The sequence below is a fragment of the Streptococcus sp. 2018WUSS126 genome (assembly GCF_044427425.1).
In the GTDB taxonomy this organism is placed as follows: domain Bacteria; phylum Bacillota; class Bacilli; order Lactobacillales; family Streptococcaceae; genus Streptococcus; species Streptococcus hashimotonensis.
The window spans coordinates 135,631-160,218 of record NZ_JAOTGB010000001.1 but is presented as its reverse complement, the minus strand read 5'-3'; the positions used below and the strand labels follow the sequence as shown (position 1 = coordinate 160,218).

Here is a 24,588-nt window from a genome sequence, read left to right as displayed (position 1 = left end):
CTATTTTTCTTTCAAATAGGTCAAATCATTCTTAACAAGCGTATCAGCCAACAATTGTTCCTGTTGAGCAACTTCTTCTTCTGACCAAGCATAGTAAGCTGCCATTTCTTTCAAAATGTCTGGTGCTACTGCATCCAACTGCTCACGCATAAAGAGCATGTAGTTGGTACGACGGAGAAGATAGTCAACTGCAGTCAAGGTCATTTCTTCCTTCATAGCATAGTGAAGGGAAAGCAAGTCACGCTTGTTCAAGTCAGAAACGGCTTCTACCTTATGGTTCAAGGCAAAGACTTTTGGTGCATTTGAGCCGTACAAGTTTGCCAAGTAAAGTGCATCATCATAGACAAGACCTTTCTTCACACCTAGTTGAGCAAGATGTTCGATTTCTTCTGCAACGTTAGCTGGGTTCAATTCACCACCAGAGACTGGGTAGGTTTTAGAATTGATGAGTTTGAAGCTGCGACCATATTCTTCTTTAAGGATGTCTGCAACCTTTTCCATTGCTCCTTCGGCCATCTTACGGAAGTCCGTGATTTTACCACCTGCAAGGGTCAGCAAACCATTGTCATCACGATCAAGGGCAGAGCCACGTGATACTGCCGAAGGATCCAAGTGTTTTTCAGAAACACTGCCTTCCAAATGTGTCAAATCTTGCTCCACATCGTCACGAGTCTTTTCATTGTTCAAGTAGCCTTTGACCGTTTCAATCAAGCTATTGAAGCTATCATCGCTGAGTTTTCCGTTGTTTCCACCATTGTAGTCAGAAGCACCATTTCCAGACAAGAGGGGACGAAGACCTGCCCAACCGCTCTCAATATCATCCAAGGTCAAGTTTGCTTCTGGGAAGCGATTGTTGACAATATCGAGTAGGTAGTCAACGTCTTCTTGGGTTACCATCGGATTCGCCAAATCGCCAGTGTAGTCTGTATCTGTCGTACCAAAGTAGGTTTTATTTTCACGTGGAAGGACAAAGACCATGCGACCATCTGCGTGACCAGTATCAAAATAAGTCGGCTGTGGCACAGACAAGCGAGAACTGTCTACCACCAAGTGCACACCCTTGGTTGGACGCATTTGAAGGACACCTGAGCCTTCGCCACCCAGATTACGGACTTCATCACTCCACGGTCCTGTTGTATTGATAACCAAACGTGCACGAATTTCAAAGGTGCTATCTGTCAGTAAGTCACGAGCGACGATACCGACAACTTTTCCAGCCTCATCTTTGATGAATTTCTCAGCTTTGACGCGGCTGGCAATCAAGGCACCGTCTTTAGCTGCACGTTTAATATTTTCAATTACCAAGCGTGCATCATTATTGCGGAAGTCGAGGTAGACACCGCCACCAATCAAGCCTTCTTGCTTCAAGTTTGGTTCGCGTTCCAGCACTTCTTCTTTGGTCAAAACCTTATTGGCCATATCGGTATTGTTGACGCCAGCCAAGAGATCATACAGGTCCATAGCCACTTTCAAGCGAAAGAGACTAAAGGTAGAACCTGGCTCATCATAGACTGGAAGCAACATTGGGTCTGGCTTTGGAATATGTGGGGCAATATTTTGTACTACTGCGCGTTCAGATACGGTATCCGATACCACTTCCACATCAAATTGTTTGAGGTAGCGAAGACCACCGTGGACCAATTTTGTTGAGCGACTTGAAGTTCCTTCTGCAAAGTCTTGCATTTCAATCAAAGCTGTTTCCATACCACTTGCTGCTGCCTGTAAAGCCACACCAGCACCTGTAATACCACCCCCAATAATCAAGAGGTCAAGTTGACGATCCTGCATTCGCTCAATAGCTAAGCGTCTTGTTTCTTTTGAAAATTCCATACGATTCACTTCCTAACATTCTAATAGAATTGTCTAGCTAGAAGAAAAAATCCATTCCCCTAGCTAACAAGTCCTTTATTGCTCCTCATCCACTTCTGCAAATAGTTGAGTTGCTGCGACAGCTTTTTTCCATCCCTTGTAAAGTTGTTCCTTACGAGCTTCGTTCATGGTTGGTTGGAAGGATTGGCCGACAGCGTTGAGTTCTTTCAATTCATCCAAATCTTTCCAGAAACCAACTGCTAAACCTGCTAAGAATGCTGCTCCAAGAGCTGTAGTTTCAAGGTTTTGAGCGCGTGCGATTTCAATGCCCAAAATATCTGCTTGGAATTGCATGAGGAGGCTGTTCATTGCTGCACCACCGTCAACCTTCAAGACAGAAATATCAATACCTGTATCCAATTGCATGGTATCAATAACATCACGAACTTGGTAGGCAATGGATTGAAGCGTTGCTTTGACGAAGTCTTCTTTTGTTGTACCACGAGTGAGACCAAAGACTGAACCACGTGCATCTGAGTTCCAATACGGAGCTCCAAGTCCTGTAAAGGCTGGAACAACATAGACTTCATCATTGCTGGTAGACTTACGAGCAAGCTCTTCTGACTCAGGTGATGTAGTCACCATTCGCATGCTGTCACGGAGCCATTGAACCGCAGAACCCGCGATAAAGATTGAACCTTCAAGAGCATAGTAAACTTTTCCGTTGATTCCATAACCGATGGTAGTCAAAAGGCTATTTTCAGATAGCTGCATGTCTTCACCAGTGTTCATCACAATGAAGGAACCAGTTCCGTAAGTATTTTTCACCATACCAGGCTCAAATGCCAATTGTCCAAAGAGTGCTGCCTGTTGGTCTCCTGCCATACCTGAGATTGGCACTTCTGCGCCATAGAAATGGAATGGAGCTGTCTTTCCATAAACTTCAGAGTTTGAACGCACTTCTGGCAACATGGCTTTTGGAATATTGAGAAGAGATAAAATTTCATCATCCCATTTCAACTCTTCAATGTTGTAGAGCATGGTACGAGCTGCATTTGAATAATCCGTCACATGGCATTTCCCATCGGTCAATTTCCATACCAACCAAGTATCAATGGTTCCAAACAGAATCTCACCTTTTTCAGCACGTTCCTGCGCTCCAGGAACTTGGTCCAAAATCCAACGAACTTTGGTTGCTGAGAAGTAGGCGTCGACTACAAGTCCAGTCTTTTTATGAATCATGTCTGCATGACCATCCGCTTTCAGCTGGTCAGCAATATGAGCTGTTTGCCGAGATTGCCAGACAACGGCATTGTAAATTGGAAGACCTGTTTCCTTATCCCAGACAACGGTTGTTTCACGCTGGTTGGTAATACCAATTCCTTCAATCTGATCAGGACGAACACCGCTTTCGATAAAGGACCCTGCAATCACAGACTGAACAGAATTCCAAATTTCATTGGCGTTGTGTTCAACCCAACCTGGTTTAGGAAAAATTTGCGTAAACTCTTTTTGGTAACTGCCAACTTTTTCACCTTTTTTATTGAAGATAATGGCACGTGAACTTGTAGTTCCTTGGTCAATGGCCATGATGTATTTTTCAGTAGACATAGGTCTCCCTCCTGTTTGTTTATCTTTTTTTGAAAACGCTTCCGTTTTCTTGGTAATTCTATTCTAACCCATTCTTGTGAATTTTTCCTATCATTTTTTTCAAAAAGATAAAAAAATCTGATAAGCAGTGGCTAGAAAGATGATTCTATCAACTGTTATCAGAGTTTATAAAATAAATTTTTCAAGGTTAAATGCACTTACATTTTTCACAAAGACTATCTGACATTGTCTAGCGATGCTCGATAGGAAAAGAAGTTTTGGTCGCCATAATCTCTGATTGACAGGACTTTTGATGGTATATATCCTGTATCCATGCCTTTAATTGTACAATGTCTTGGATTTTCAATCGATTTCCTAGGCAATAAATTGGAAGGCTTGTATTTTCGAGGTAATCTGTAATGATCAAATCATAGTCATACCCTGCTTGATAGGGCTCAATAAGAACCTGACGATTGCCTTCTAACTTCTCCCTTAGTTGCAACAAGAGAGGATAGGATAGAACCTCATGTAGGGAAGAAGCAAAAGCAACCTTGACCTGTATAGGCTGGACCTGACCAAAATAAATATACAAATCCGCAATATTTGTCAGATAAGAGTTCCTTATTTCTTTATCGACTTTTCTATGAAAAACTGATTTATAGACGTCTTTTAGCAAGTCTTCTGCTTCTGGATAAAAACTAGAAGCTTCTACTTCTTCCAGTTCAACGGAAGAATAAAAGAAGTATAGCTGGCTCATAATTTGGTTCAAATGATAGAGCGCTTCTTCTGAGACTGGTAAATTTTCCTCAAAGTATAACCGTAATTTCTGAAGAGCCAAAGAGGTAGCTTCCATAATCGGCCCACCGAAACCAAGAACCTGCTCTAATTGATGTGGCGCTAAAATGAAATGACTAAACAGGAAAGCAAACAACGCCATAATCTCCCCTTCTTGAAAAGAGGTGGATTGTTGCTGACTTAGTGTAAAATACATCTTTCTCAAACGTCGGTAAAACTTATGTTCTTGATAGGGTTCCATCAATTTATAAAGGGGCTTAAAATCTAGCTGTCGCAATCGAGAGCGTTGCTGTGAAATCATTAACCACAATAAAAGACGATGGGCTTGCTTGGGATTGAGCGGCGATTGATAGAAGCGTTCGAAAACCGGCAATAAGGCCTCTAGTTTCCCAAGCACAAACTCTTCTTGTAATTCCGCTCTCCTAGTAGTCAAGCTCAACATTTGATGTAAAAAGTACCGTATTTGATGCTCACTACCTTTTAGACGACCGCTTTTGATTCCAATACCAAATTCTGCCAATATCTGGTTCAAAGAAGCAAGATGGCGATTCAGAGTCGCTTCGCTTATCAGCAATTCTTGAGCCAGCTGTTGAATAGAGACCTCTTCCTTATCAGATAAATAAACAATAATTTGATATTTGGTACTGGTTTGACAGAGATAGGCTAGGATACGATGAAGACTCAAACTGGCCTTTTTCTTCAAAAAGACCTTTTCATCTTCGAGTTGAAAAGAGAGTTCCAAGTCGGTTACTTCTGCTTCTTCATTGAAAGATACAATATAGCGAAGAAGAGTTGATTTTGACAATTCTAAATAGTAACAAATATCTTTTAGTGATGGTGCCTCTTTCCTATCTTCTAAGTAGAGGAGAAGCTGATAAATGGCGCGCTCACGCTTTTCCAATAAGGAATCAATCCGCATAGACACCCTCCCCATCAACCTGATAAAATTGCCGAATATACTCTTGAGCGGCCTCTACGATGAAGGGAACCAGAGGAGTATTTCCAGGAAGACAGAGCCAAGAATGTTCTACCAAGTCAAAGACGGTCAAATCCTTTGAAATCGCAAGAGACAGTACATCCATCTGCTCAATATAATCTGCAGTAGAAACGAGTTGTCCCCCTATGATGCGTCCACTCGTTTCTTCGACAATTAGTTTGAAATCTACTAAAGTTGGTTCCCACTGGCTATATGGCCTTTTAATCCGAATTGATTTACTCTCTAACCACAAGCTCGCTTCGCTCTCGGTCAAGCCAAGGCTAGTTATATAATAACCAAATACATGACTAGAAACAATCCGCTGGACTCTCTTAATAGGAGCAATCCTCTTTTGCAAATTTCGAGCAGCCATCCTCCCTGTCATAATCGCATGATGAATCATTGGAAGATATGCCTGTCCAAAATAATCTACTGGGAGACTAACCAAATCACCTACAGCAAAAATATTCTCTTGGCTTGTTTCAAGAAACTCATCCACCCATACAGTCCCTTCTGCAGTCACTTTTAGCCTATCTTTCACTAGCTGAATATTGGGCGTCAAATTGGTGGATGGTAAGACTAAATCAGCTTGATAGTTACCTGTGACTGTATGACAAACCAGCTGTTCTTCCTGAGTATCAATCGTTATCTGATTGACTGTTTCGGATAAATGAAGTTGGATTCCTCTTTTTTCTATCTCTTGACGAATCGGCGCAATCATATCCTCATCAACGTACTTTGCAAGGAGCGAATCTTGCGCTTCAAACACATGCAAATTCAAATCCAACTGGCTAAGTGCATCCAAGCTTTCCAAACCAATCTGTCCTGCCCCAATCACTGCAACTGTTTTTGCATCTGTCAATTTCTCTAGACTAGCTTGTGCTTGAGATAGCGTTTTTGAACGAATTAGATAGTCTTGAAGGTCTTCCGTTCCCCATTCCCATGTCTGACTAGCTCCCATAGCCAATATTAGTCGGTCATAAATAATATCACCTATATCTTGATGATGCCGTATCTTTACCTTTCGCATTTCGGGATAAACTGCGAGACATTCTGTTTCAAAAAGACAAGAAATAGCTGCATGCTGCACCTCACTGAACAAAGAAATCTTCGCTTCTTCCCAACCAGCAATTTTTCCTGCCACTTTCCAATTCAAGGTATTTGGAAAGTAAGCCACATCTTTTTCTCTATCAATTAGCGTTATATGAGCATTTTGATACAATTTTCGACATTCCAAAGCTGCGCTTAAACCAGCAAAGGAGGCGCCTATAATAACAATATTCATACTTAATCCTTTTATCGTTTTTAGTTATTATATCAAGAATGCCAAAAAAATGAAAAGGCTTGCAACTGGAAAAGCACACCAGATAACCGATGTGCTTGTGTAAAATTAAATAAACCGACGAAGAGGACAAGAAGCTCCACTTGGTTAATCGTTTTCCAAATTCCTCACTCTTTATGCTCTAACTCACGTTAAAATACTTCGCTTTTTTATTTTCAAGCTCAGGTACGAATAGACCACCGGTCTACTCGTATCCCCCGAACAAGCCTCGCTTTCATATTTTCAGGCTCGGGTTAAAACAGTCTATCCGTAGACTGTCCTCGCTTTCGGTTTTTTGAGCTCGGGTCTTCTGTGGTCACTTTCGTATTTCTTGGTGACCTGCTGAAACAGTTCCCCGAACAAGCCTCGCTTTCGTATTTTCAGGCTCGGGTTAAAACAGTCACTTCCCTGACTGTTTTAATAATCTGGTCGTACGACTCCTGTCACAGTCGCTTTAGTTGCTTCGTAGTCGCCGTCAACGACTACTTTGATAATGCGTTTGGCATCTTCTTCTGGGCATGGAACCAACGGCAAGCGGAGTGGACCAACTTCAAATCCAAGATAGTTGAGAACTGCCTTAACTGGTGCAGGACTTGGATATGAGAAGAGGGCATTGACTTTCGGAATGAATTTGCGTTGAATAGCAGCTGCTGTTCGAATATCTTGTTGTTCGATGGCTGTAAACATTTCATACATCTCATCACCATTCGTGTGAGATGCAACAGAAATCACACCATCTGCTCCCAAGTTCATTGCATGGAAAGCATCGCCATCCTCACCTGTATAAATCAAGAAGTCATCAGGTCTATGCTCAATTAGGTAAGCCATGTTGGCAAGGCTTGTACACTCTTTAACACCGATGATGTTTGGATGCTCAGCCAAACGTAACATGGTTTCTGGCGTCATTTCAACCACGACACGACCTGGGATATTGTAGATAATGATTGGCAAATCAGAGGCATCCGCAATAGCCTTGAAGTGTTGATACATTCCCTCTTGAGAGGGTTTGTTGTAGTAAGGCACAATGGCAAGACCTGCCGCAAAGCCGCCGAATGCCGCCACTTCTTTGGCAAACTCAATTGAGTCGCGCGTATCGTTTGTACCAATACCTGCAATCAAGGGAACACGACCGTTGACAATTTTTTGCACAGCACCAAATAGTTCCAGTTCTTCTTCGTGTGTCAGGGTTGGACTTTCGGCAGTTGTTCCTGCTAATAAAATCCCTTCTGTGTGATGGGACAACAGATGCTCAATCAACTCGGGTAAAACTTCAAAATTAATCGAGCCATCTTCTTTGAAAGGGGTAATCATTGCTGTAATAATTTTTACATCACGTAAATCTTGAATAGACATAGGCTTCCTCTCTTACTGATTGTTGCTAAAAAAGGCTGAGTGCAGCCTTTTGTGTACTTTTGGTTAATGAAATTATTTCAATTCAAATTTCAAGTCTACCGTTGGACGAACTAGACCACGCTCATGAAGGGTTTCAGCGATTTGAACAGAGTTCCATGCAGCACCTTTGAGCAAGTTGTCAGAAACAACCCACATGTGAATACCGTTTTCCTTATCCAAATCTTTACGGATACGACCAACAAAGGTATCACGGCTACCAACAGCATTAATCGCTTGCGGATAAATTTGATTAGCCACATCATCTTCTAAAACTGCTCCTGGGAAGGATGCAATAGCTGCCTTCACTTCTTCAATCGGTGCAATTTCTTTAGTTTCGATGTAAACAGACTCAGAGTGAGCTGACAAGACTGGAATACGGACGCAGGTTGCAGAAACAGCAATACTGTCATCTTCCATGATTTTCTTAGTCTCTTTTGTCATCTTCATCTCTTCATAAGTGTAGTCATTTTCAGTGAAGAGGTCGATTTGCGGAATCGCATTGAAACCGATTGGGTAGTGCTTCTTATCGCCTCCAGAAGGAAGAATGTTTGCTTCTACAGCTTTTGGCTCAACACCATCATTCAAGACTGCACGCAATTGAGCTTGCGTTTCCAAGATAGCTCCCATACCAGCTCCAGAAACTGCCTGATAAGTAGATACGATGATCCGCTCCAAGCCCCATTTCTGACGAACAGGTTCCAAGGCAACCATCATTTGAATAGTTGAACAGTTTGGACAAGCAATGATACCATTGTGGGCATCAAGCGCGTGAGCATTCACCTCAGGAACAACCAAAGGCACATCTGGATTTTGACGGAAGTAAGAGGTATTGTCAACTACTACAGCTCCTGCTTTTACTGCGTAAGGAGCATACTTGGCAGATGTAGAGCCACCAGCTGAGAAGAGGGCAATGTCCACTCCTTCAAAGGCTGTTTCTGTTGTTTCTTCAATGACAATATCCTGTCCCTTAAACTGCAAGGTCTTGCCTGCTGAACGAGCAGAAGCCAAGAAACGTACTTTCTCGATTGGAAATGTTGACTCTTCCAACATTTTAATCATTTGGGCACCGACTGCACCAGTGGCACCAACAACAGCTACTACATAGGCCATAGAAATCTCCTTTAAGTCAATTCTTCAAAATTTTCTAAATATTTTATATTTAACAATTATATCATAATTTTTTCAAATGAAAAGCCCTGAGAAAGAATTTCCCAAGGCAATTACTTCGAACCTCTATTCCAAGTTTAGATGGACATGCTCAACTGTGAATGCTCTTCTTATTTATCTAATGAGCGAACATAGTAGTCAACAGCCATCAGAGCTTCTGCTACATCTTCTGCTGAAATAGCAAATGGCATACCGTGAATTGTTTCTCCTTCAATCGTCGCTTGTTGGCCGACTTTCAATAGATCTTCATAACTAGCATCAGCCAAATGTAACTCCTCCAAAGTTGTTGGAAGATTCAAGGCTTGATAGAAACGGATGTATTTTTCCAATTCTTCTTTCGGACGGTTTTCCAAGAAGAGCTGGGTCAAGGTCCCATAAGCCACTTTTTCACCATGTGTCAAATGGTGAATGTCTCCCTCCAAGGCGGTAAATCCATTGTGTATCGCATGCGCCGCAGCCAAACCTGCACTTTCAAAGCCTAAACCACTTAGCAAGGTATTTGCTTCAACAATATTTTCTAAAGCAGCTGTCACAACCTTGGCTTCACAGCTGGCCATGGCTTGAAGTCCGTATTCAAAGAGTGTTTGTTCACAGGCTTGTGCAATAGCGATACCAGCAAGCGTCTGACCTCCTCCTGCCATTGTTGTTCCATTGCTTTGTAAAATAGCACGCGCTTCTACCCACGTCGCCAAGCCATCCGCAATGCCAGAAGCCAAAAGACGTGGCGGTGCTTGACAAATAATCGCTGTATCTACCAAGACAAGATCTGGATTTTTCTTATAGAAAATATAGCGTTCAAACGCCCCTTCTTCAGAATAAATGACAGATAAAGCAGATGTCGGAGCATCTGTTGAAGCAATGGTTGGAGCAATGACGACTGGTACCCCTAGTAAATCAGCAATCGCCTTGGCTGAGTCAATCGTCTTGCCACCACCTAGACCGATTACGACGTCACTAGCTTGTTCTTTTCCGATTTCTACGACGCGCTGGATTTCCTTGTCAGATGCTTCTCCATTAAAGGCAACACGATGGACTTGCATCCCTTCTTCAACGAGATAGGACAAAAACTTCTCACCGACAATCCCATATACTAAATCATCACAAAGAATTAAAGGCTTTGTTCCCAATTTTCCGATAGCTTCTGCACCTTGAAAAAGGACATGTTTACCTTGAATATAGCGAGATGGACTTGCAAATACTTTCATAAGAATTCCTCCTTGAAATAATAGATAGTGTTATATTGAGTAATAAACGACAGTTAGCATTGCCGAAAGCAAGAGGTATGAGCCCGCATTTTAAATATTGCCATTGTACAGCGATGCCTACTAGCAACGTGTCGAGCAATCTTCTCCCATCTCTAGTGCAATTTCCTTGAAAACTACCTCCAGCGACAATAGATTGCTAGAGTTAGCAGACAAAAGCAACTGTTGACACCACTTCAGCCTGGCTTGAAATTCTTCTGATTCCTGAGTCAAATAGATCAAAAGCAAATAGAGGACAAGATTTCGTTTCAATGGCTCATCCACTAAATCCTCTCTTCTTTCGCTGAGCTTTGATTCTATTTGTTGAATCACGTCCCAAGCATCACTAGGTAGGTCTAATGTTACACAAGTAGAAAGAACTTCTAAGACATCTTGTACTTCTTTTGATAATATCCGGGCTTCAAAATCCTCTATAGCTTGAAGGCTATTATTAAATAAAACGCTCTCAAAACCTCTGATAAGAATATCATCTATCAGACTGAATAGATGATTTCTTTTTACTTCTTTTATGGCTGCTAGATAAAGAAGAGTATTGACCACTCCATTCATCAACTCCGTGGTAGGTTGTGTCAATAATTGGTCCCTATCCGCGATAATTAGCTGGATGGACTCATTAAACAATGGTCGCTCTCTTTTCATATTTTCCACCGATAGCCGAGGCAGAGTGGTAAACGGTGAAGTCGGTATAAGAACGGCTGGCAAGTCTAGTAAATCCGCAACAGACTTTGTACAAGCTGCCACAGAACTATTACCAATGCCAATAATATGGTCTGCACAATGTCGGAAACCAACTTCCCCACATTCTTCAACCAAGTTCTGGTCCCACTCCTCTATATAGGCTATTTTAACAATGAGTCCGTGACAAGTTAAGACTTTCACAAAGTTTTCTACAGTCGTATTATACTCCTGTTTTGCACATAAAACAAGGGGGCGATGACCTATTTTCAAAATGTCAATCGCACAAGTGTCTAAAAGATGATTTCCTTGGATAGTGCGTGAAAGACCTGAGAATTGTTTCATAGTGCCCCCTTATTTTATTATATAGAACTGTTTAGATAGTATATCTTCCATGAATGGCAGACCAATCATCTGCAAAATCATTTACCGCCTTTTCAATGGATGGCATAGAAAAGGCTGCTTCAAATACATCTGCACCTGCCGTAATAGCCTGCGCCCCATTTGCAAATGCTTGGTTCACTTGATCCACATTTTTGAATGACGCCGCTAAAATTTTACTTTCCGAACACTCCCTGTCAATTGCTTCTGATAACTGAGCGATGACCGCATTCGAATCAATATTCAGATTGGCCATACGATTGTAGTATGGTGCCAAGTAATCTGCACCCGCTTCAATAGCTAGCAAGCCCTGAAAAACGGTATAAATCGCTGTTGCTGTAATCTGATAGCCTTGCGCTTTCAATGTTTTCATAGCAGCCAAACCAGCAGGCGTTACCGGAACCTTAATATAGACATTTTTCGGTGCCAATTCACGAATTTTTTTAGCGTCTGCCAAAATCCCTTCATAATCCTTTGCCACAACTTGCACATGTAGTGAAGCATTTGGACCGATGATGTCACGGATAAGGTGCAAACGTTCAAAAAAGTCAATGTCACCTTCTTTCTTCGCAATCGTTGGGTTTGAGGTCACCCCCGCAAGGGGTAAAACCTCAGCCCATTTTCGTATTTCCTCTATATTTAAGGTGTCCAGCATGAATTCCATAATAATAACCTCTTTTACAATGTATGTTCTGTACGACCAATGATGTCGTCTTGTGTTGCTCTCGACAATACATTGAAGAATGCTGAATAACCTGCTACACGGACAATCAAATCACGGTGTTTTTCAGGATGTAGTTGTGCATCAATCAAGGTTTCTCGAGAGACAACATTGTACTGAATATGATAGCCATGCAAGCGGTTAAAGAATGTCCGCAAGAGGGCAATTAATTTTTGTTTGTCTTCTTCTTTGGCAAGTGTTTGTGGATTGACCTTCTGATTGAGCAGAACGCCTCCAACAATTTCATGCGTTGGTAATTTGGCAACTGATTTCAAAACGGATGTCGGTCCATTTTTATCCATATTATGTGATGGAGAACAACCTTCTGCCAACGGTGTACCTGCATTTCGACCATCTGGAGTTGCCAAGGTACCACGCCCTTGTCCAACGTTTGCTGAAATGGATGATGTACCTGAATAACGGATACCACCAATCGGACCACGACCAAAGCGAGTATTTGGATATTTGGCAATCTCATCGATATAAATATCATACGCTGCTGTTACCAATTGGTCTGCATAATCATCATCGTTACCATATTTTGGTGCATCTTCAATCAACATTTCCTGGATTTCTTTACCACGCTCCCCAGCATAGTCTGTTTCCAAAGCATGCCACAATTCTTCTGGAGTCAATCGTCCTTCTTCAAAGACTAATTTTTTGATTGCTGCTAGAGAATCAGATAAATTGGCAATGCCAACCTGCAGACCAGAAATGTAATCGTAAATCGCTCCGCCTTCTTTCAGGTGCTTGCCACGACCGATACAGTCATCTGTCAGAGCCGAGCAGAGAATGTCTGGTACTTCTCTTTCTAAAGCAATGTCAATTGCATTTTCAACGATAACACTCATCCGTGTTAGATGACGAAGTGTCTTTTCCCATGCCGTTTCAAGCTCTTCAAAGGATTTCATATCTTTGAAGTGACCAAAGGCTGGTGCAAACCGTTTACCTGATGCAGGATCGATACCATCATTCATGGTAATCAATAAAACTTTCGGGAAGTTCATATAGCTCATACCTGTACAACGGTATCCCCATTTACCAGGAACAGCCGTTTCTACACAGCCAATCGCACTGTAGTCATAGGCATCTTCTTCCAAGACACCTTTCTCTATAAAGGATGGAATGATAATTTCATCGTTGTTGAAGGCGGGCATACCAAAACCAAGTTTCATGACTTCAATACATTCATTCATGAATTTAGCATCTAGGCCTGCATGATAGCGAACAGTCAAGTTTGGCTGTGGCAGGTGTGTTTGGGCAACAGATTTCAATACTAAGTAAGAAAGTGGATTGACAGCATCCTTCTTATCACGTGTTTGTCCACCAATGGTTACATTTTGGTATAGGGGACTACCAGCAGATGAGAAGGTATGTGATTGACTACGAACCTTGTTGATAGTAATGGTCTTAATCCACAAGTTAGTCAAGCGTTCGACGATGCTGTCTTCCGTTTCACGTCCTGCTTCTAAATCAGCTTTCACATACGGATACATGTATTGGTCGAAACGTCCATAGGATAGAGAATGTCCATTTGACTCGATTTGCAAGATACACTGGATAAACCAGACAGATTGCACTGCCTCTGCAAATGTTTCAGCAGGTTCATACGGCACCTTCGCACAAATCCGTGCAATCTCCAGTAGTTCTTGACGGCGTTGAGCGGTTGGAGCTTTCTCTGCCAATTCAGTAGCCAAGGCGACAAAACGATCTGCGTATGCTTTCACCGCATCAATGATGATAAAGATTGAATCATAGAAATGATATTTATCAATACTTGCAGGATCCGTCAAATCGAGATTAGCCTTTGCTTCACGAACTCGATCCTCAAAACCACGCAAACCTTGTTCCAATACCTTTTGGTAATTGACAGCCAAGTGGGCATCGCCAGAGTTCATCTTACCTTCCATACCAAAGAAGCCAGTTTCCATATAAACTTGAACTTCTTCTGGAAGCAAGACACCTGCACGTGAACGAAGATTGTTCTTTTCCCAGAATGGAGCGATGCTGCGCAACTGCTCCTTGGTTTCCTCGGTAATATAGAAGACATCCCCGTCCCGTTTTTCGAATAAATCCAATTCATTCAATACAAACTCTAAGGTATATTCTGGGAAGATGGGAGCATCTTTATTTGAAGAAGCTTGGTTACCTGCAATCAGACTTTCTTCTTCAATATAAAGCGTCATGTTCTCCAATATTTCTTTGAGCATATAGGCCCTTTTTAATACATTGGGCTTTTCTCTATGTTCTTGATAGGCTTTTGTTGCTAAAACAGCCCGTTCCGCGTCAATATAGGGCTTCTTATCAAGGACATCTTCTCTGTATTTGTTCATCCGATCTGTCAGACTTCCAAAATACTCAGTTTTAATGCTAGTGCCAGCTACTTCAGTCACTGTTTTCATAGTTTCACCCTTTCTTTCGAAACTTAATTTTGTTTCGTTTGTAAATTAAGTATATCCTGTAATAGGGGTTATTGTCAATTGATGCTAGTGAGAGCTAAGATTTCCGAAGCCATCTGCACATTTGTGCAACTCTTTTGTCTGACCTCATTGACTAAACTGTTTCTTTCATTTCACTTTCATAGGCAATCTTATCTTGGATTTTGAAGAATGGGAAATAAACAATAGTTGAGACAGCTAAAATAATGATTTGAACAACTGCACCTTGCCAACCACCCACCATAAAACCAGAAATGATTGCTGGGGTAGACCATGGTAGGGTCACACCTGAAAATGGTTGCATAAAGCCTATTGAGATTGCACCGTAGACAATGAAAGCCGCTAAGATCGGTACCAAAACAAATGGTAAGAACATAACAGGATTCATCACAATTGGGAAACCAAAGACGACTGGTTCATTAACGTTAAAGAGTGCAGGAAAGGCCGCTACCTTACCAAGAGCCTTATATTGTTTTGATTTTGCGGCAAATAGCATTGCAAAAACAATACCAAAGGTAATACCTGAACCTGACATGATCAAGAAACTATCCAAGAATTGTTGGGTCACGATGTGGGCACCATTTTCCAGAGACAATTTATCTGCTGCTAAAAGGGCCTTATTGGCATCGAGGTTTGACAATAGTAAAGCAGTAACGACACCATTGACAACTGACTGGCCATGTACACCAAACCACCAGAGGAAGGAAATGAAGAAAGCAATTCCAATCGCACCTGGTAATGAACCTGTCAAACCTTGTAGTGGCACTTGAATCACATCGTAAATCATTTCAATGAATGTACCACCGTTTGTCGCCATCTTGGAAACAATATAGACAATCATAGATAGCAAAAAGATGACAAAAGCTGGAATCATAGCTTCAAACTGCTTGGCAATAGCTTGCGGTACTTGTTCAGGCATCTTGATAACAATATGACGCTGAATAAAAGTCGTATAGATAGCGCCCACTACCAAACCAATAATAATCGCACCGATAATTCCTTGACCACCAAACCATACTTTTGCGATGGCATCACCGATTGGTTCTCCATCAACTGGGATATAAGAAGATTTCAAGAGGATAAAGAATGAAGACAAGGACAGTACGCCCGCAGGGAGAGGCTCAACTCCACTATTTTTGGCATAAGAATAGCCGATCGCAAAACAAGAAATCAAGCCCATAATTGCAAAGGTTCCGCTATAGACTTGCATAAACGGTTCAGTCCATTCCGCTCCAAATATAGAAGCTATTGCAGCATTTAAGCCTTCAAAAGGCAACTGCCCCAAAATTAAGAAAATACTACCAACTACTGTTAAAGGCAAGATAGCCAACATACCATCTTTTAGAGCGATGATCCCTTTCATATTCACAAATTTCATGATTGGGACAATAATTTTTTGTGTATCAATTTTGGACATGACCATACTCCTTTATGAAACCATGCTGAGTGCCAATTGAAGAACTTTTTTCCCGTCCAACATCCCGTAGTCTGCCATTGGAATCACGGCAATGGGGACTTGCTTTTCATCACAGAGCGCTTTTGACTTATCAAGCGTATATGCTACTTGTGGTCCCAGTAAAGCTACATCGATTTCGTCAAGGTAATCTGCAATTTTCCCTTGAGAATGCGCGTCGATTTCTACTTCGACACCTGCGTCTGCTGCTGCAATCTTCATGTTGTTTACCAACATACCTGTAGAAAAACCAGCGGCACAAAATAGAGCGATTTTAACCATTTCGGTTTCCTCCTAAATATAATTTTTTTGTTTTAGCCAACTTTTTTTAGTTCTTTCCGCAAATCAATGATTTCTTTAATCAAATTGATTTCTGTAATAGATGTCATCAAATGATCTTGCGAATGGACAAATAGTGCTGTAATATCAGATTTTGCTCCCCCAGCTTCCTGTGCTAAGAATTTTGTCTGCATATTGTGAGCTTCTAATAATGCTGCATCTGCTAATTCTAATTCCTCTTCTGCTCGCTCTTCTTCACCTGCTTTAACAAGCGACAAAGCTTGGTAGGCGTGACTTTTCGCATCTCCAGCATAAATAATCAATCCCATGATCAATTGATCTGCAATAATCATTTCCATTTCTTTTCCTCCAATTTGTTTTGTTTGTAAGTTATTATATTTCTTTCGTAAGTAAATCATATCATTTTCTCTTTATAGCGTAAATATATTTATAGAACATTTTCTGTTTTAATTTATTTTTGCACTTTTGTGCATATTTGAGGATAAAAAATACTTCAACCAGCTTTAAGCGATTGAAGTATTCTCTTGCTAATTTGTATGGACGTACTCATCATTATCCAGTTCTAAAACTTTTACGATGGTTCGTTCATCTGTTACCAGATGATGAATGTAGCCAGCTCGCAATACAGCTAAAATGGCTTGGGCCTTTTCCTCCCCATATGCAAGAGCTATGGTATCGGGAACTTCTTTTAAATCATCTAAAGAGATGGCAATGGTCCTCTTTTGCAAATCCTCAACGACAGCTTGACCGTATTGATTCAGGCCACGACAGCAGGTTTCACCGACTGCACCTTCATCTGACAAGGCTTGAAAATCATCTGTCGTCAACATGTCTAACCACTGACGATTTTTTTCATCGACTCGGCCGCCAATACCGATTGCTGCTACATCTAAGTCCTTCCAGTCAGCACGTAGCTCCTCGAAATATTTAGAAGAAAGAATACCTTGAGCGAGTTCTTGATTCTCCTGGATAATCGTCGCATTGATAAAACTACATTCTCCACGAAATTTATTGGCCATATCGTAAATCAGAGTATTCACATGATAACGTGCGTGGATATGACTTGGACCGCCAGCTATTGGAACAAATTTGACACCTTTCATACGATGATTCCCTATCTTATCTACAATAAGACTGAGGCTTCTCCCCCATGAAAAACCAACTTTCTTTCCATCATCAATTAGATTGGTAAGCATATCGGCTGCAGCCTGTGCCAGACGATTTTCTAAATCAAGCTGGTCCTCATCGGTGCTGTTTTCAACCAGTTCTAAACCTTTTAATCCATATTTTTCTTGAACATATTTTTCAAGTCGGTATAGGCGCCTATCAAAATCTTGAATTTCTATTTTTACAATGCCTTCTGACTTAGCCTTGGTCAACATTCTACTGACTGTCGTTCTATAAATTCCTGTCTCAGCAGCAATCTCAGCTTGGCTTTTCCCCTCTTCGTAATAAAGATAGGCTATTTTTGCCAACTGCCTTCTTTTTTCTTGCTTCATACTGCCCCCAACCTAAACTAGCCTTACTGTGACTCTAGCATTTTCTAATTCTTTAACAAGATCTTCAGAAATCGACGTATCTGTAATGACCTGAGCAACTTGACTTAAACCAAATCTGCGTACTGTCCCTCGTTTTGTAAATTTACTAGAATCTGTTAGCACAATCATGTTTTCAGCAACATCAGACATGTACTGTACTACTTCGCTTCGCATTAAGTTTTTACCTGTAAAACCATGCTCACTATCATAGCCATCAGTTCCTACAAAAGCCTTATCAACATGGAAAAACTGAATCATTTTATGTAAGAGCGGCCCAATTGTTACTTGGGAATCTTTTTGAAACTCACCACCCAATAAAATAATCTGACAGCTATCATATTGTCGCACATAATTGGCTATAAAATAAGAATTTGTTATGATGGTCACATTTCTCTTGGTTTTGCAAATTTCTTCTGCCAAGAGAGCACAAGTTGACCCAGACTCTATCATAATCGTTTCATTGTCGGCAATAAGATTTGCTGCTTCTTTTGCAATTCGTTTTTTTACGTCATAGCGAAAGGACATCCGAATATTGAGGTCATCGCCACTATTTAGAACAGCATAGCCGTGTTCTCTACGTAATAAACCTTTTGATTCTAACTTATCCAAATCTTTACGGATGGTTACCTTAGAAACGTCCAGTTGCTCCGCCAAACTATTGACATCTATTTTTTCATGTTGTGATACCAGTTGTATAATTTTATCTAATCGTTCCATTTCATCACCTCATCATTATTCTATCAAATTTTGACTCTTTTTCAACTATTTGCAACTTTTTAACTTACGTTCGTAATTGTAAAACTTTCTTTTGTGTGATAAAATCAAATTAATCGAAAAGGAGAAAGAGCATGAATACACGAAAAGGCATTATTTTTAACATTCAACATTTTTCACTCCATGACGGTCCAGGTATACGTACGACAGTTTTCTTGAAAGGCTGCCCCCTACGCTGTCCTTGGTGTGCAAATCCAGAATCTCAACAACGAAAACCTGAACCCATGCTTGATGCTGTTAGTAAAAAAATGACCATCATGGGAGAAGAAAAATCTGTTGATGACATCATATCCGAAGTCATGAAAGATATTGATTTTTATGAAGAATCTGGTGGTGGGCTCACGCTGTCTGGCGGAGAAATTTTTGCCCAATATGAGTTTGCGAAAGCTATTCTTATGGAGGCAAAAAAACGTGGCCTTCATACCGCTATTGAAACCACCGCTTTCGTAGAACACCGCAAATTTGTTGACCTTATCCAATACGTTGACTTTATCTATACTGATTTAAAACATTACAATACAATTTCTCATAGAAAAGTCACCGGCGTCAACAATAACCTTATCATACAAAATATCCAATACGCCTTTTCCATCGGAAAAGAAATCGTCCTACGTATCCCTGTTATCCCTGACTTTAATAATTCCCTCGAAGATGCTGAACAATTCGCCTGTCTCTTTAATCAACTCAAGATTGACAAAGTCCAACTACTCCCCTTCCATCAATTTGGAGAAAATAAGTATAAGCTTCTCAATCGAACCTATGCTATGACCGATGTCAAGGCTCTCCATCCAGAAGATTTAAAAGACTATCAAGCAATCTTCATCAAACATAATATCAACTGCTATTTCTAACTTTGAGAAATACAAAAACTTCCTCGGCTGAGCCAATAGCATTCCTATAGAAATACATACTAATATGCAAAAAAAGCCCACCTCAAGGGTGGGCAAGGGCATCGTTTCCGATGAGAATAGAAGGTTCACACAACTATTCAAGGTCCGCTCCTGCGTTTCAATTTAATGAAGACCTCCCTAGCGTCGAAGGGAGTGGGAAAGAACTCAACCAGTCAACCAAGAGTTCGTCTTCCCACCCCCGCACAGTTGATTAGGTCAGATTTGGAGTGAAAACCACGAACAAATCTGCCAATCAACCACTGCGCTGAGATGTTGACACGAACTCTTAGGAGCGTGCTGAACCTTAATCACCACCCACTACTCGGCTCATCGCATGAATCTATTCTACCATAATCTCAAGGATTTGCAAGCCTGATTACTCCATTCGTTCTTGAATGGTTACTTGTACTCTATCACCAGCCTTGTTTTCCAATAGCCGCTCGAATAGCCTTTTGAACGCCAATAATGTAACAGATATTGCCTGCTTCATCCTTAACTCCCATATTGACAATGGAGCCATCATAGGGATGACCATCAAATCTGGCATGTACCTTTACCCTCCCCTTGCCAAACTCTTCTCGTATATCATAGGGAAAGATGACATAGGCTCCACCCTTATCTGGTACTGGATGGATAAGGGCTTCAAATTCATAGACTTTAGACATGGCTCCTCCTAGATGTACTTACTAGCCTCACGGATGGACAAGCCTGCCATTTGGGAACGATATTTGTCAAGGAAAGCCCGCACCCAGTCAGGATTGGTCTTAGAATAATCCCGCAAACTCCAGCCGATTGCCTTGTTGATAAAAAATTCAGTCTGATTGAGATTATTGATCAGGATTTGTTCCAACAGTTCCGTATCCGTCTTTTCTTTCTGCAAGAGTTGGTGGTCAATGGCAATCCGTCTCAGCCAGAAATCGTCATCAAGACTCCATTCCAAAATGGTCTGCTTGGCCTCTGGATTGTCCAAAACAATCTTACCGACTAGTTTATCTAATCCATCAATACTATCCCACCAAGACTTGCTTTGAGCCAGTTTTTTCAAGCGGGGTAGGTCAGCTAAGACTAGATCTTTTTTCTTGGTGACCAGGTAATCAATGGCGACATACTGAAACTCCCGGTAGGGGCTGGCCCAACAAGCCTCTACAAAATCCCAATCAATTCCCGGAGCCTTAAAATCTTTGAAGAATTGCCTAGCAACTTTCCGTCGATCAGGTGTCCGAACACCTAGAAAGTCAAAGTGATTCTTCATATAGGCTTTCATGGGTTGAGCTTGACTGGCATCCGCCACAGCCAACAAGCGTTTTTCTAATTCTTCAATTTTCATTTTGCTTACCTACAAGAGATTTTTGAAGCCAGACAATATCATGCCATGTATCAAATTTATAACCAACTTTTTTGAAATGAGCTACCTGTTCATAGCCCCTCTTCTCATGGAGTGCTATAGAGGCTGGGTTTGGTAGGGCAATGCAGGCTAAGAAATTTTTAAAACCACGCGCGGTCAGTTCCCTTTCCAAAGCATTGTAGAGAAGAGTTCCAATTCCTTTTCCACGTGCTTCTTGCTGAATATATACAGATAATTCCACCGTCCAATCATAAGCCGCACGGGCATAGTAGGTTGAAGCATAGGCATAACCAACAAGAGCGCCCTCTTCAACTGCAACCAGATAGGGAAACTTCTCCAAGGTCTTTTCAATTCGACTTGCAAAGGCTTCGACAGTCGGCACTTCTGTTTCAAAGGTAATAGCGGTCTTTTCTACATAAGGAGCATAAAGAGACACAAGGTCTGCAGCATCCTCTATCCTTGCGGAACGAATGTCTATCATCTAGTTCTCCAATAATTCTCTATCATAAATTGTATAATCACAACGGTAGATAATTAACCGTTTGCCATCAATCAAGAGTTCAGAAGTCTTAGGTGCATCAGATGCATAAAGAGACACTTTATCACCTACATAAGTAGCAAGCGGTGTTCCGTTTTGCGAACGAATCAAAACCACCTTTGCCTTACCTGTAAAATCATTTTTGAGACTAGATACCATACGGTTAACAAGCGGAATTGCACGATCGTAATTTGCAATATCTACTGTGGTCTGATATTTCGCATACAAGTCTTCCAAACCTTCTTCTGCTGCAATCAAAGATGAGCCTACGTGGTCAATTTCGTAATTCCCAAGTGTCACCTTCAAGACCGACGAATCCGCATTGGAATAGCCTTCGGCATCCACCGAGTCAAATTCCTGATTCCGCGAAATCGATAGGGACTTACCAGACATTTCATCTATCAATTGAGAATTTTCATCGTATGTCCGTACCGTCATCTCCAAACCAATCCATTCTTCCTTGGTATTTTTCCACCAGTTAGAAATTGACTGACAGGCAGACAAACTAACAAGGCTCAAACCAAGAACAACAGATAACATGATTTTCTTTTGCAATTTCATATAATAGTCCTCCAACATATTTTACTTATTATATCATGGAATACAAAAACCGAGAAAAAATAGATAGACCTGAGATAATAAAAAGATGGCTATGATAAACTATAGCACGGTAGGGATAGGTGACATCTACTAAATTAATATAAAGGAAGTCATTTTTATGAAACAATTCTGTGCTAAACACAAAATGAAGCTACTTATTTTTTTAGCCGTTTGGAGTTTTTTCTCTGGCTGTAAAGTTCTTCTTACCTTTTTTGGGAAACCGGATGGAATGGACGGAAAATATCCTCTCTTCTTTCTAACTATTTCCTTAGTTGCACTTTATGTCCTCCCTATGATTCTTATCATTCGTTATGTAGCGAAACGTTTTGATATTTCTAAAAAAGTTATCCATCTCAGTTGGATTTTGGGTATAACAGCTAGTTTTTACTTCTCTGGTATTGGTCAAACACTTTTAGGAGCTTTTTGGTTATTCATCATCAAACCACCTCAAACATTTATTCAAAACTGGGGAGCAGCTGTCACCGCCCCCTTCCATGAAGAATTTGGTAAGGGCCTAGTTGTACTACTCGTACTCCTCTTGCTCAAAGAACTTACTCTAAAAAATGCCGTAGTCAGCGGTATGATTGTAGGTTTGAGTTTCCAGATTATTGAAGACGGCCTCTATGTCTTCCAACAAATCTTTAAATCTAAAGCAGATGGCTTCGCCACTCTTATCGAACGTATGCTTCACGCTGGCGGAACTCACTGGACCTTCTCCCTTGCATTCGCAGTCGGTTTGGTCGCTCTCGTCTCAAAAAATAGCGGCATGTCTAAAAAACAAGGACTTTTCTGGATGCTGATGGCTGTCTTAGCACACTTTTTCTTAAATACTCCATTCAACGAAGGACTAACATCTAACTCTGGTGAAATAACCGTTCTCATGCTCTGCTTTAGTTTCTGCGTGGCACTTGCTGCATTTTTCAAAGTAGACCAAATTGAAACGACTCAGCACCACCAGTAACACATACTGAAACAAGCCTGCATTGACAGGCTTTTATTATGTTACAAACCAAGTATTCGAAATGGTTGTTGATTCATCAATATCTATTACCAATCTTTATCCCATTCCAATCTGTCCAAGAAATCACAGATAATTATAAAAAACCGCCCTTTCGGACGGTCATTCAGCACCTAAAATTGGTCTATCCATTAAAAATTAAAAACATCATTCAAATTCTCAGCCATAGTCGGATGGGTGAAAATCTGCGTCTTGAAGTAGGTATAAGGAATCTTATTGTCAATTGCCATAGCAATCAAGTTAATCAACTCTTCTGAATTACGACCAAATAGTGTTGCACCCAGAACTAGCTTACTTTCCTTGTCCACGATAACCTTGAAAATGCCTTTGAGGTCATTATTGACATGGGCACGCGGCATATTGGCAACAGGCAGTTCATTGGCAATGTAGTCGTAACCTGCTTCCTTGGCTTCCTTCTCGGTCAGACCGACACGAGAAAGCACAGGCGTGATAAAGACGCTGGTTGGAATAGACATACGTTGGCTCAAGCTATAAGTTCCTGTTCCAGTCAACTTGCCAAAGACGATACGGAAGTCGTCTAGGGATGTGTAAGTGAATTGTGGACCGCCATTGACATCGCCCACTGCATAGACACCTGGAACTGTCGTTTCGCAATAGTCATCCACCTTGACAGCACCATTTTCCAAAAGCTCAATCGCCGTATTTTCCAAGCCCAAATCAGCAGTGTTTGGCACACGACCTGTCGCATAGAGGACGGCATCAAAGACTGTCGTTTCACCATTGACCGTCACGACAACCTGCTCGCCCGCAGCTGCTACTTGCTCAATTTTAGCACCCAAGACAAAGGTCACGCCAGATTCTTCCATATACTCCTTGGCTAACTTAGCAACCACTTCCTCTTCTCTTGGTAAAATAGCAGAGCTGGCTTCATAAACCGTCACCTGACTACCGAGTTTGCTGTAGAGTCCAGCAAATTCCAGACCGATGTTACCTCCGCCGATAATAGCCAACTTGTCAGGACAAGTTTCCAAGTTCTGAATACCTGTACTATCATAAACGTGAGCTGTATCCAACAAACCTGGAATTGGTAGCACGCGCGACTTAGCACCTGTATTGATGACAATCGTTTCCGCAGTCAGTTGGATGGATTCCTCACCAGCTGACACTTCCACAACCTTATCCGCCACAAAACGCGCGTGTCCTTGATACAAACTAGCACCACTACCTTTCAAGACTGCTTCGTTTTTGTTCCGCAAGCGAGTAGTGACGGTTTCTTTTTGTTCCATGACCTGCTCAAAGGTCCAGTTTTTATCTGCTGCGACCAAGAGGGTTTTGGTTGGAATACAGCCGATATTGATACAAGTCCCGCCAAACATAGCAGGATTTTCCTCTACTAAGGAAACTTTCTTCCCAGCTGCTGACAGCTTACCTGCCAAGGTCTTACCAGCCTTTCCAAAACCAATGACTAACAAATCATATTGTTCCATAAGATACTCCTTTTATTTTTTCAACATTAGTCTATCAAAAAAGAAAATTTTTGGCTCAATTCTGCTACGGCCTATTATGGAGTCCTAGTGCAGGAAAAAACATTACAATAACTGAGAAGGTTTAGATAAAAAATAGGTATATTATAGACAAAACGTA

General features: G+C 41.2%; 21 protein-coding genes and 1 pseudogene. 2 read left to right on the top strand and 20 right to left on the bottom strand.

Annotation, left to right across the window (positions count from 1 at the left end; all coding sequences use genetic code 11):
• The 15 genes from glpO to ODU34_RS00760 all read right to left on the bottom strand — a co-directional run bounded on the left by glpO (window position 1) and on the right by ODU34_RS00760 (window position 18,535).
• A complete protein-coding gene (glpO, locus tag ODU34_RS00830) occupies window positions 1-1,830 on the bottom strand; it encodes a type 1 glycerol-3-phosphate oxidase (RefSeq protein WP_105179181.1) in 1,830 nt (609 codons plus the stop codon).
• Between the two features lie 75 nt (window positions 1,831-1,905).
• Window positions 1,906-3,420, bottom strand: a complete 1,515-nt coding sequence (gene glpK / locus ODU34_RS00825; protein WP_136647170.1) for a glycerol kinase GlpK — start codon at window positions 3,418-3,420, stop codon at window positions 1,906-1,908.
• Between the two features lie 229 nt (window positions 3,421-3,649).
• Window positions 3,650-5,113 (bottom strand): helix-turn-helix domain-containing protein, encoded by a 1,464-nt coding sequence (locus tag ODU34_RS00820; protein WP_136647169.1) that lies wholly within the window; start codon window positions 5,111-5,113, stop codon window positions 3,650-3,652.
• Entirely contained in the window at window positions 5,103-6,455 is a 1,353-nt protein-coding gene (locus ODU34_RS00815; RefSeq protein WP_105179184.1) for an FAD-dependent oxidoreductase, read from the bottom strand. Before ODU34_RS00815 ends, ODU34_RS00820 begins: the two co-directional genes overlap by 11 nt.
• 453 nt (window positions 6,456-6,908) lie before the next feature.
• Window positions 6,909-7,844 (bottom strand): 4-hydroxy-tetrahydrodipicolinate synthase, encoded by a 936-nt coding sequence (gene dapA, locus ODU34_RS00810; protein ID WP_024400438.1) that lies wholly within the window; start codon window positions 7,842-7,844, stop codon window positions 6,909-6,911.
• Between the two features lie 72 nt (window positions 7,845-7,916).
• Window positions 7,917-8,993 carry an aspartate-semialdehyde dehydrogenase gene (locus ODU34_RS00805; RefSeq protein ID WP_105179185.1) on the bottom strand — a complete coding sequence of 359 codons (1,077 nt, stop codon included), beginning with the start codon at window positions 8,991-8,993 and terminating at the stop codon, window positions 7,917-7,919.
• A gap of 167 nt (window positions 8,994-9,160) precedes the next feature.
• Window positions 9,161-10,255, bottom strand: a complete 1,095-nt coding sequence (locus ODU34_RS00800) for a glycerol dehydrogenase (RefSeq protein WP_024384405.1) — start codon at window positions 10,253-10,255, stop codon at window positions 9,161-9,163.
• A gap of 120 nt (window positions 10,256-10,375) precedes the next feature.
• The gene (locus ODU34_RS00795) at window positions 10,376-11,332 is read right to left on the bottom strand and encodes a glycerol dehydrogenase (RefSeq protein WP_105179186.1); all 957 of its coding nucleotides are present in this window, start codon (window positions 11,330-11,332) and stop codon (window positions 10,376-10,378) included.
• Between the two features lie 31 nt (window positions 11,333-11,363).
• Window positions 11,364-12,032, bottom strand: coding sequence for a fructose-6-phosphate aldolase (locus ODU34_RS00790; protein ID WP_105179187.1), 669 nt, complete (start codon window positions 12,030-12,032; stop codon window positions 11,364-11,366).
• A 14-nt stretch (window positions 12,033-12,046) separates the two neighbouring features.
• The gene (locus tag ODU34_RS00785) at window positions 12,047-14,491 is read right to left on the bottom strand and encodes a glycyl radical protein (protein WP_105179188.1); all 2,445 of its coding nucleotides are present in this window, start codon (window positions 14,489-14,491) and stop codon (window positions 12,047-12,049) included.
• Window positions 14,492-14,642: 151 nt separating this feature from the next.
• Complete coding sequence (locus tag ODU34_RS00780) at window positions 14,643-15,944, bottom strand: PTS sugar transporter subunit IIC (protein ID WP_024414650.1); 1,302 nt, start codon at window positions 15,942-15,944, stop codon at window positions 14,643-14,645.
• Between the two features lie 12 nt (window positions 15,945-15,956).
• Window positions 15,957-16,262, bottom strand: a complete 306-nt coding sequence (locus ODU34_RS00775) for a PTS sugar transporter subunit IIB (RefSeq protein WP_002935430.1) — start codon at window positions 16,260-16,262, stop codon at window positions 15,957-15,959.
• Window positions 16,263-16,294: 32 nt separating this feature from the next.
• Window positions 16,295-16,618 (bottom strand): PTS lactose/cellobiose transporter subunit IIA, encoded by a 324-nt coding sequence (locus ODU34_RS00770; protein ID WP_024376531.1) that lies wholly within the window; start codon window positions 16,616-16,618, stop codon window positions 16,295-16,297.
• A gap of 189 nt (window positions 16,619-16,807) precedes the next feature.
• The gene (locus ODU34_RS00765) at window positions 16,808-17,779 is read right to left on the bottom strand and encodes a sugar-binding transcriptional regulator (protein ID WP_105135745.1); all 972 of its coding nucleotides are present in this window, start codon (window positions 17,777-17,779) and stop codon (window positions 16,808-16,810) included.
• A gap of 12 nt (window positions 17,780-17,791) precedes the next feature.
• Window positions 17,792-18,535, bottom strand: coding sequence for a DeoR/GlpR family DNA-binding transcription regulator (locus ODU34_RS00760; protein ID WP_205014815.1), 744 nt, complete (start codon window positions 18,533-18,535; stop codon window positions 17,792-17,794).
• Between the two features lie 131 nt (window positions 18,536-18,666).
• Between ODU34_RS00760 and ODU34_RS00755 the strand changes: the two genes are divergently transcribed.
• Complete coding sequence (locus ODU34_RS00755; protein WP_205014813.1) at window positions 18,667-19,443, top strand: glycyl-radical enzyme activating protein; 777 nt, start codon at window positions 18,667-18,669, stop codon at window positions 19,441-19,443.
• A 415-nt stretch (window positions 19,444-19,858) separates the two neighbouring features.
• Here the strand turns inward: ODU34_RS00755 and ODU34_RS00750 are convergent.
• The 4 genes and pseudogenes from ODU34_RS00750 to ODU34_RS00735 form a co-directional block, all read right to left on the bottom strand.
• Window positions 19,859-20,147, bottom strand: a pseudogene (locus ODU34_RS00750) (DUF1905 domain-containing protein).
• An 8-nt stretch (window positions 20,148-20,155) separates the two neighbouring features.
• Window positions 20,156-20,809 carry a DNA alkylation repair protein gene (locus ODU34_RS00745; RefSeq protein ID WP_205014811.1) on the bottom strand — a complete coding sequence of 218 codons (654 nt, stop codon included), beginning with the start codon at window positions 20,807-20,809 and terminating at the stop codon, window positions 20,156-20,158.
• A complete protein-coding gene (locus ODU34_RS00740; protein WP_172078767.1) occupies window positions 20,799-21,308 on the bottom strand; it encodes a GNAT family N-acetyltransferase in 510 nt (169 codons plus the stop codon). Before ODU34_RS00740 ends, ODU34_RS00745 begins: the two co-directional genes overlap by 11 nt.
• Window positions 21,309-21,926: a DUF5052 family protein gene (locus ODU34_RS00735; protein ID WP_024400873.1), complete on the bottom strand. Its 618-nt coding sequence runs from the start codon at window positions 21,924-21,926 to the stop codon at window positions 21,309-21,311.
• 184 nt (window positions 21,927-22,110) lie between these two features.
• Here ODU34_RS00735 and ODU34_RS00730 point away from each other — a divergent pair, with 184 nt between their 5' ends.
• On the top strand, window positions 22,111-22,926 hold the full coding sequence (locus tag ODU34_RS00730; RefSeq protein ID WP_398578276.1) for a PrsW family glutamic-type intramembrane protease: 816 nt from the start codon (window positions 22,111-22,113) through the stop codon (window positions 22,924-22,926).
• A gap of 188 nt (window positions 22,927-23,114) precedes the next feature.
• Here ODU34_RS00730 and ODU34_RS00725 read toward each other — a convergent pair whose 3' ends face one another.
• On the bottom strand, window positions 23,115-24,431 hold the full coding sequence (locus tag ODU34_RS00725; RefSeq protein ID WP_205014806.1) for an FAD-containing oxidoreductase: 1,317 nt from the start codon (window positions 24,429-24,431) through the stop codon (window positions 23,115-23,117).
• Window positions 24,432-24,588 lie beyond the last annotated feature (157 nt).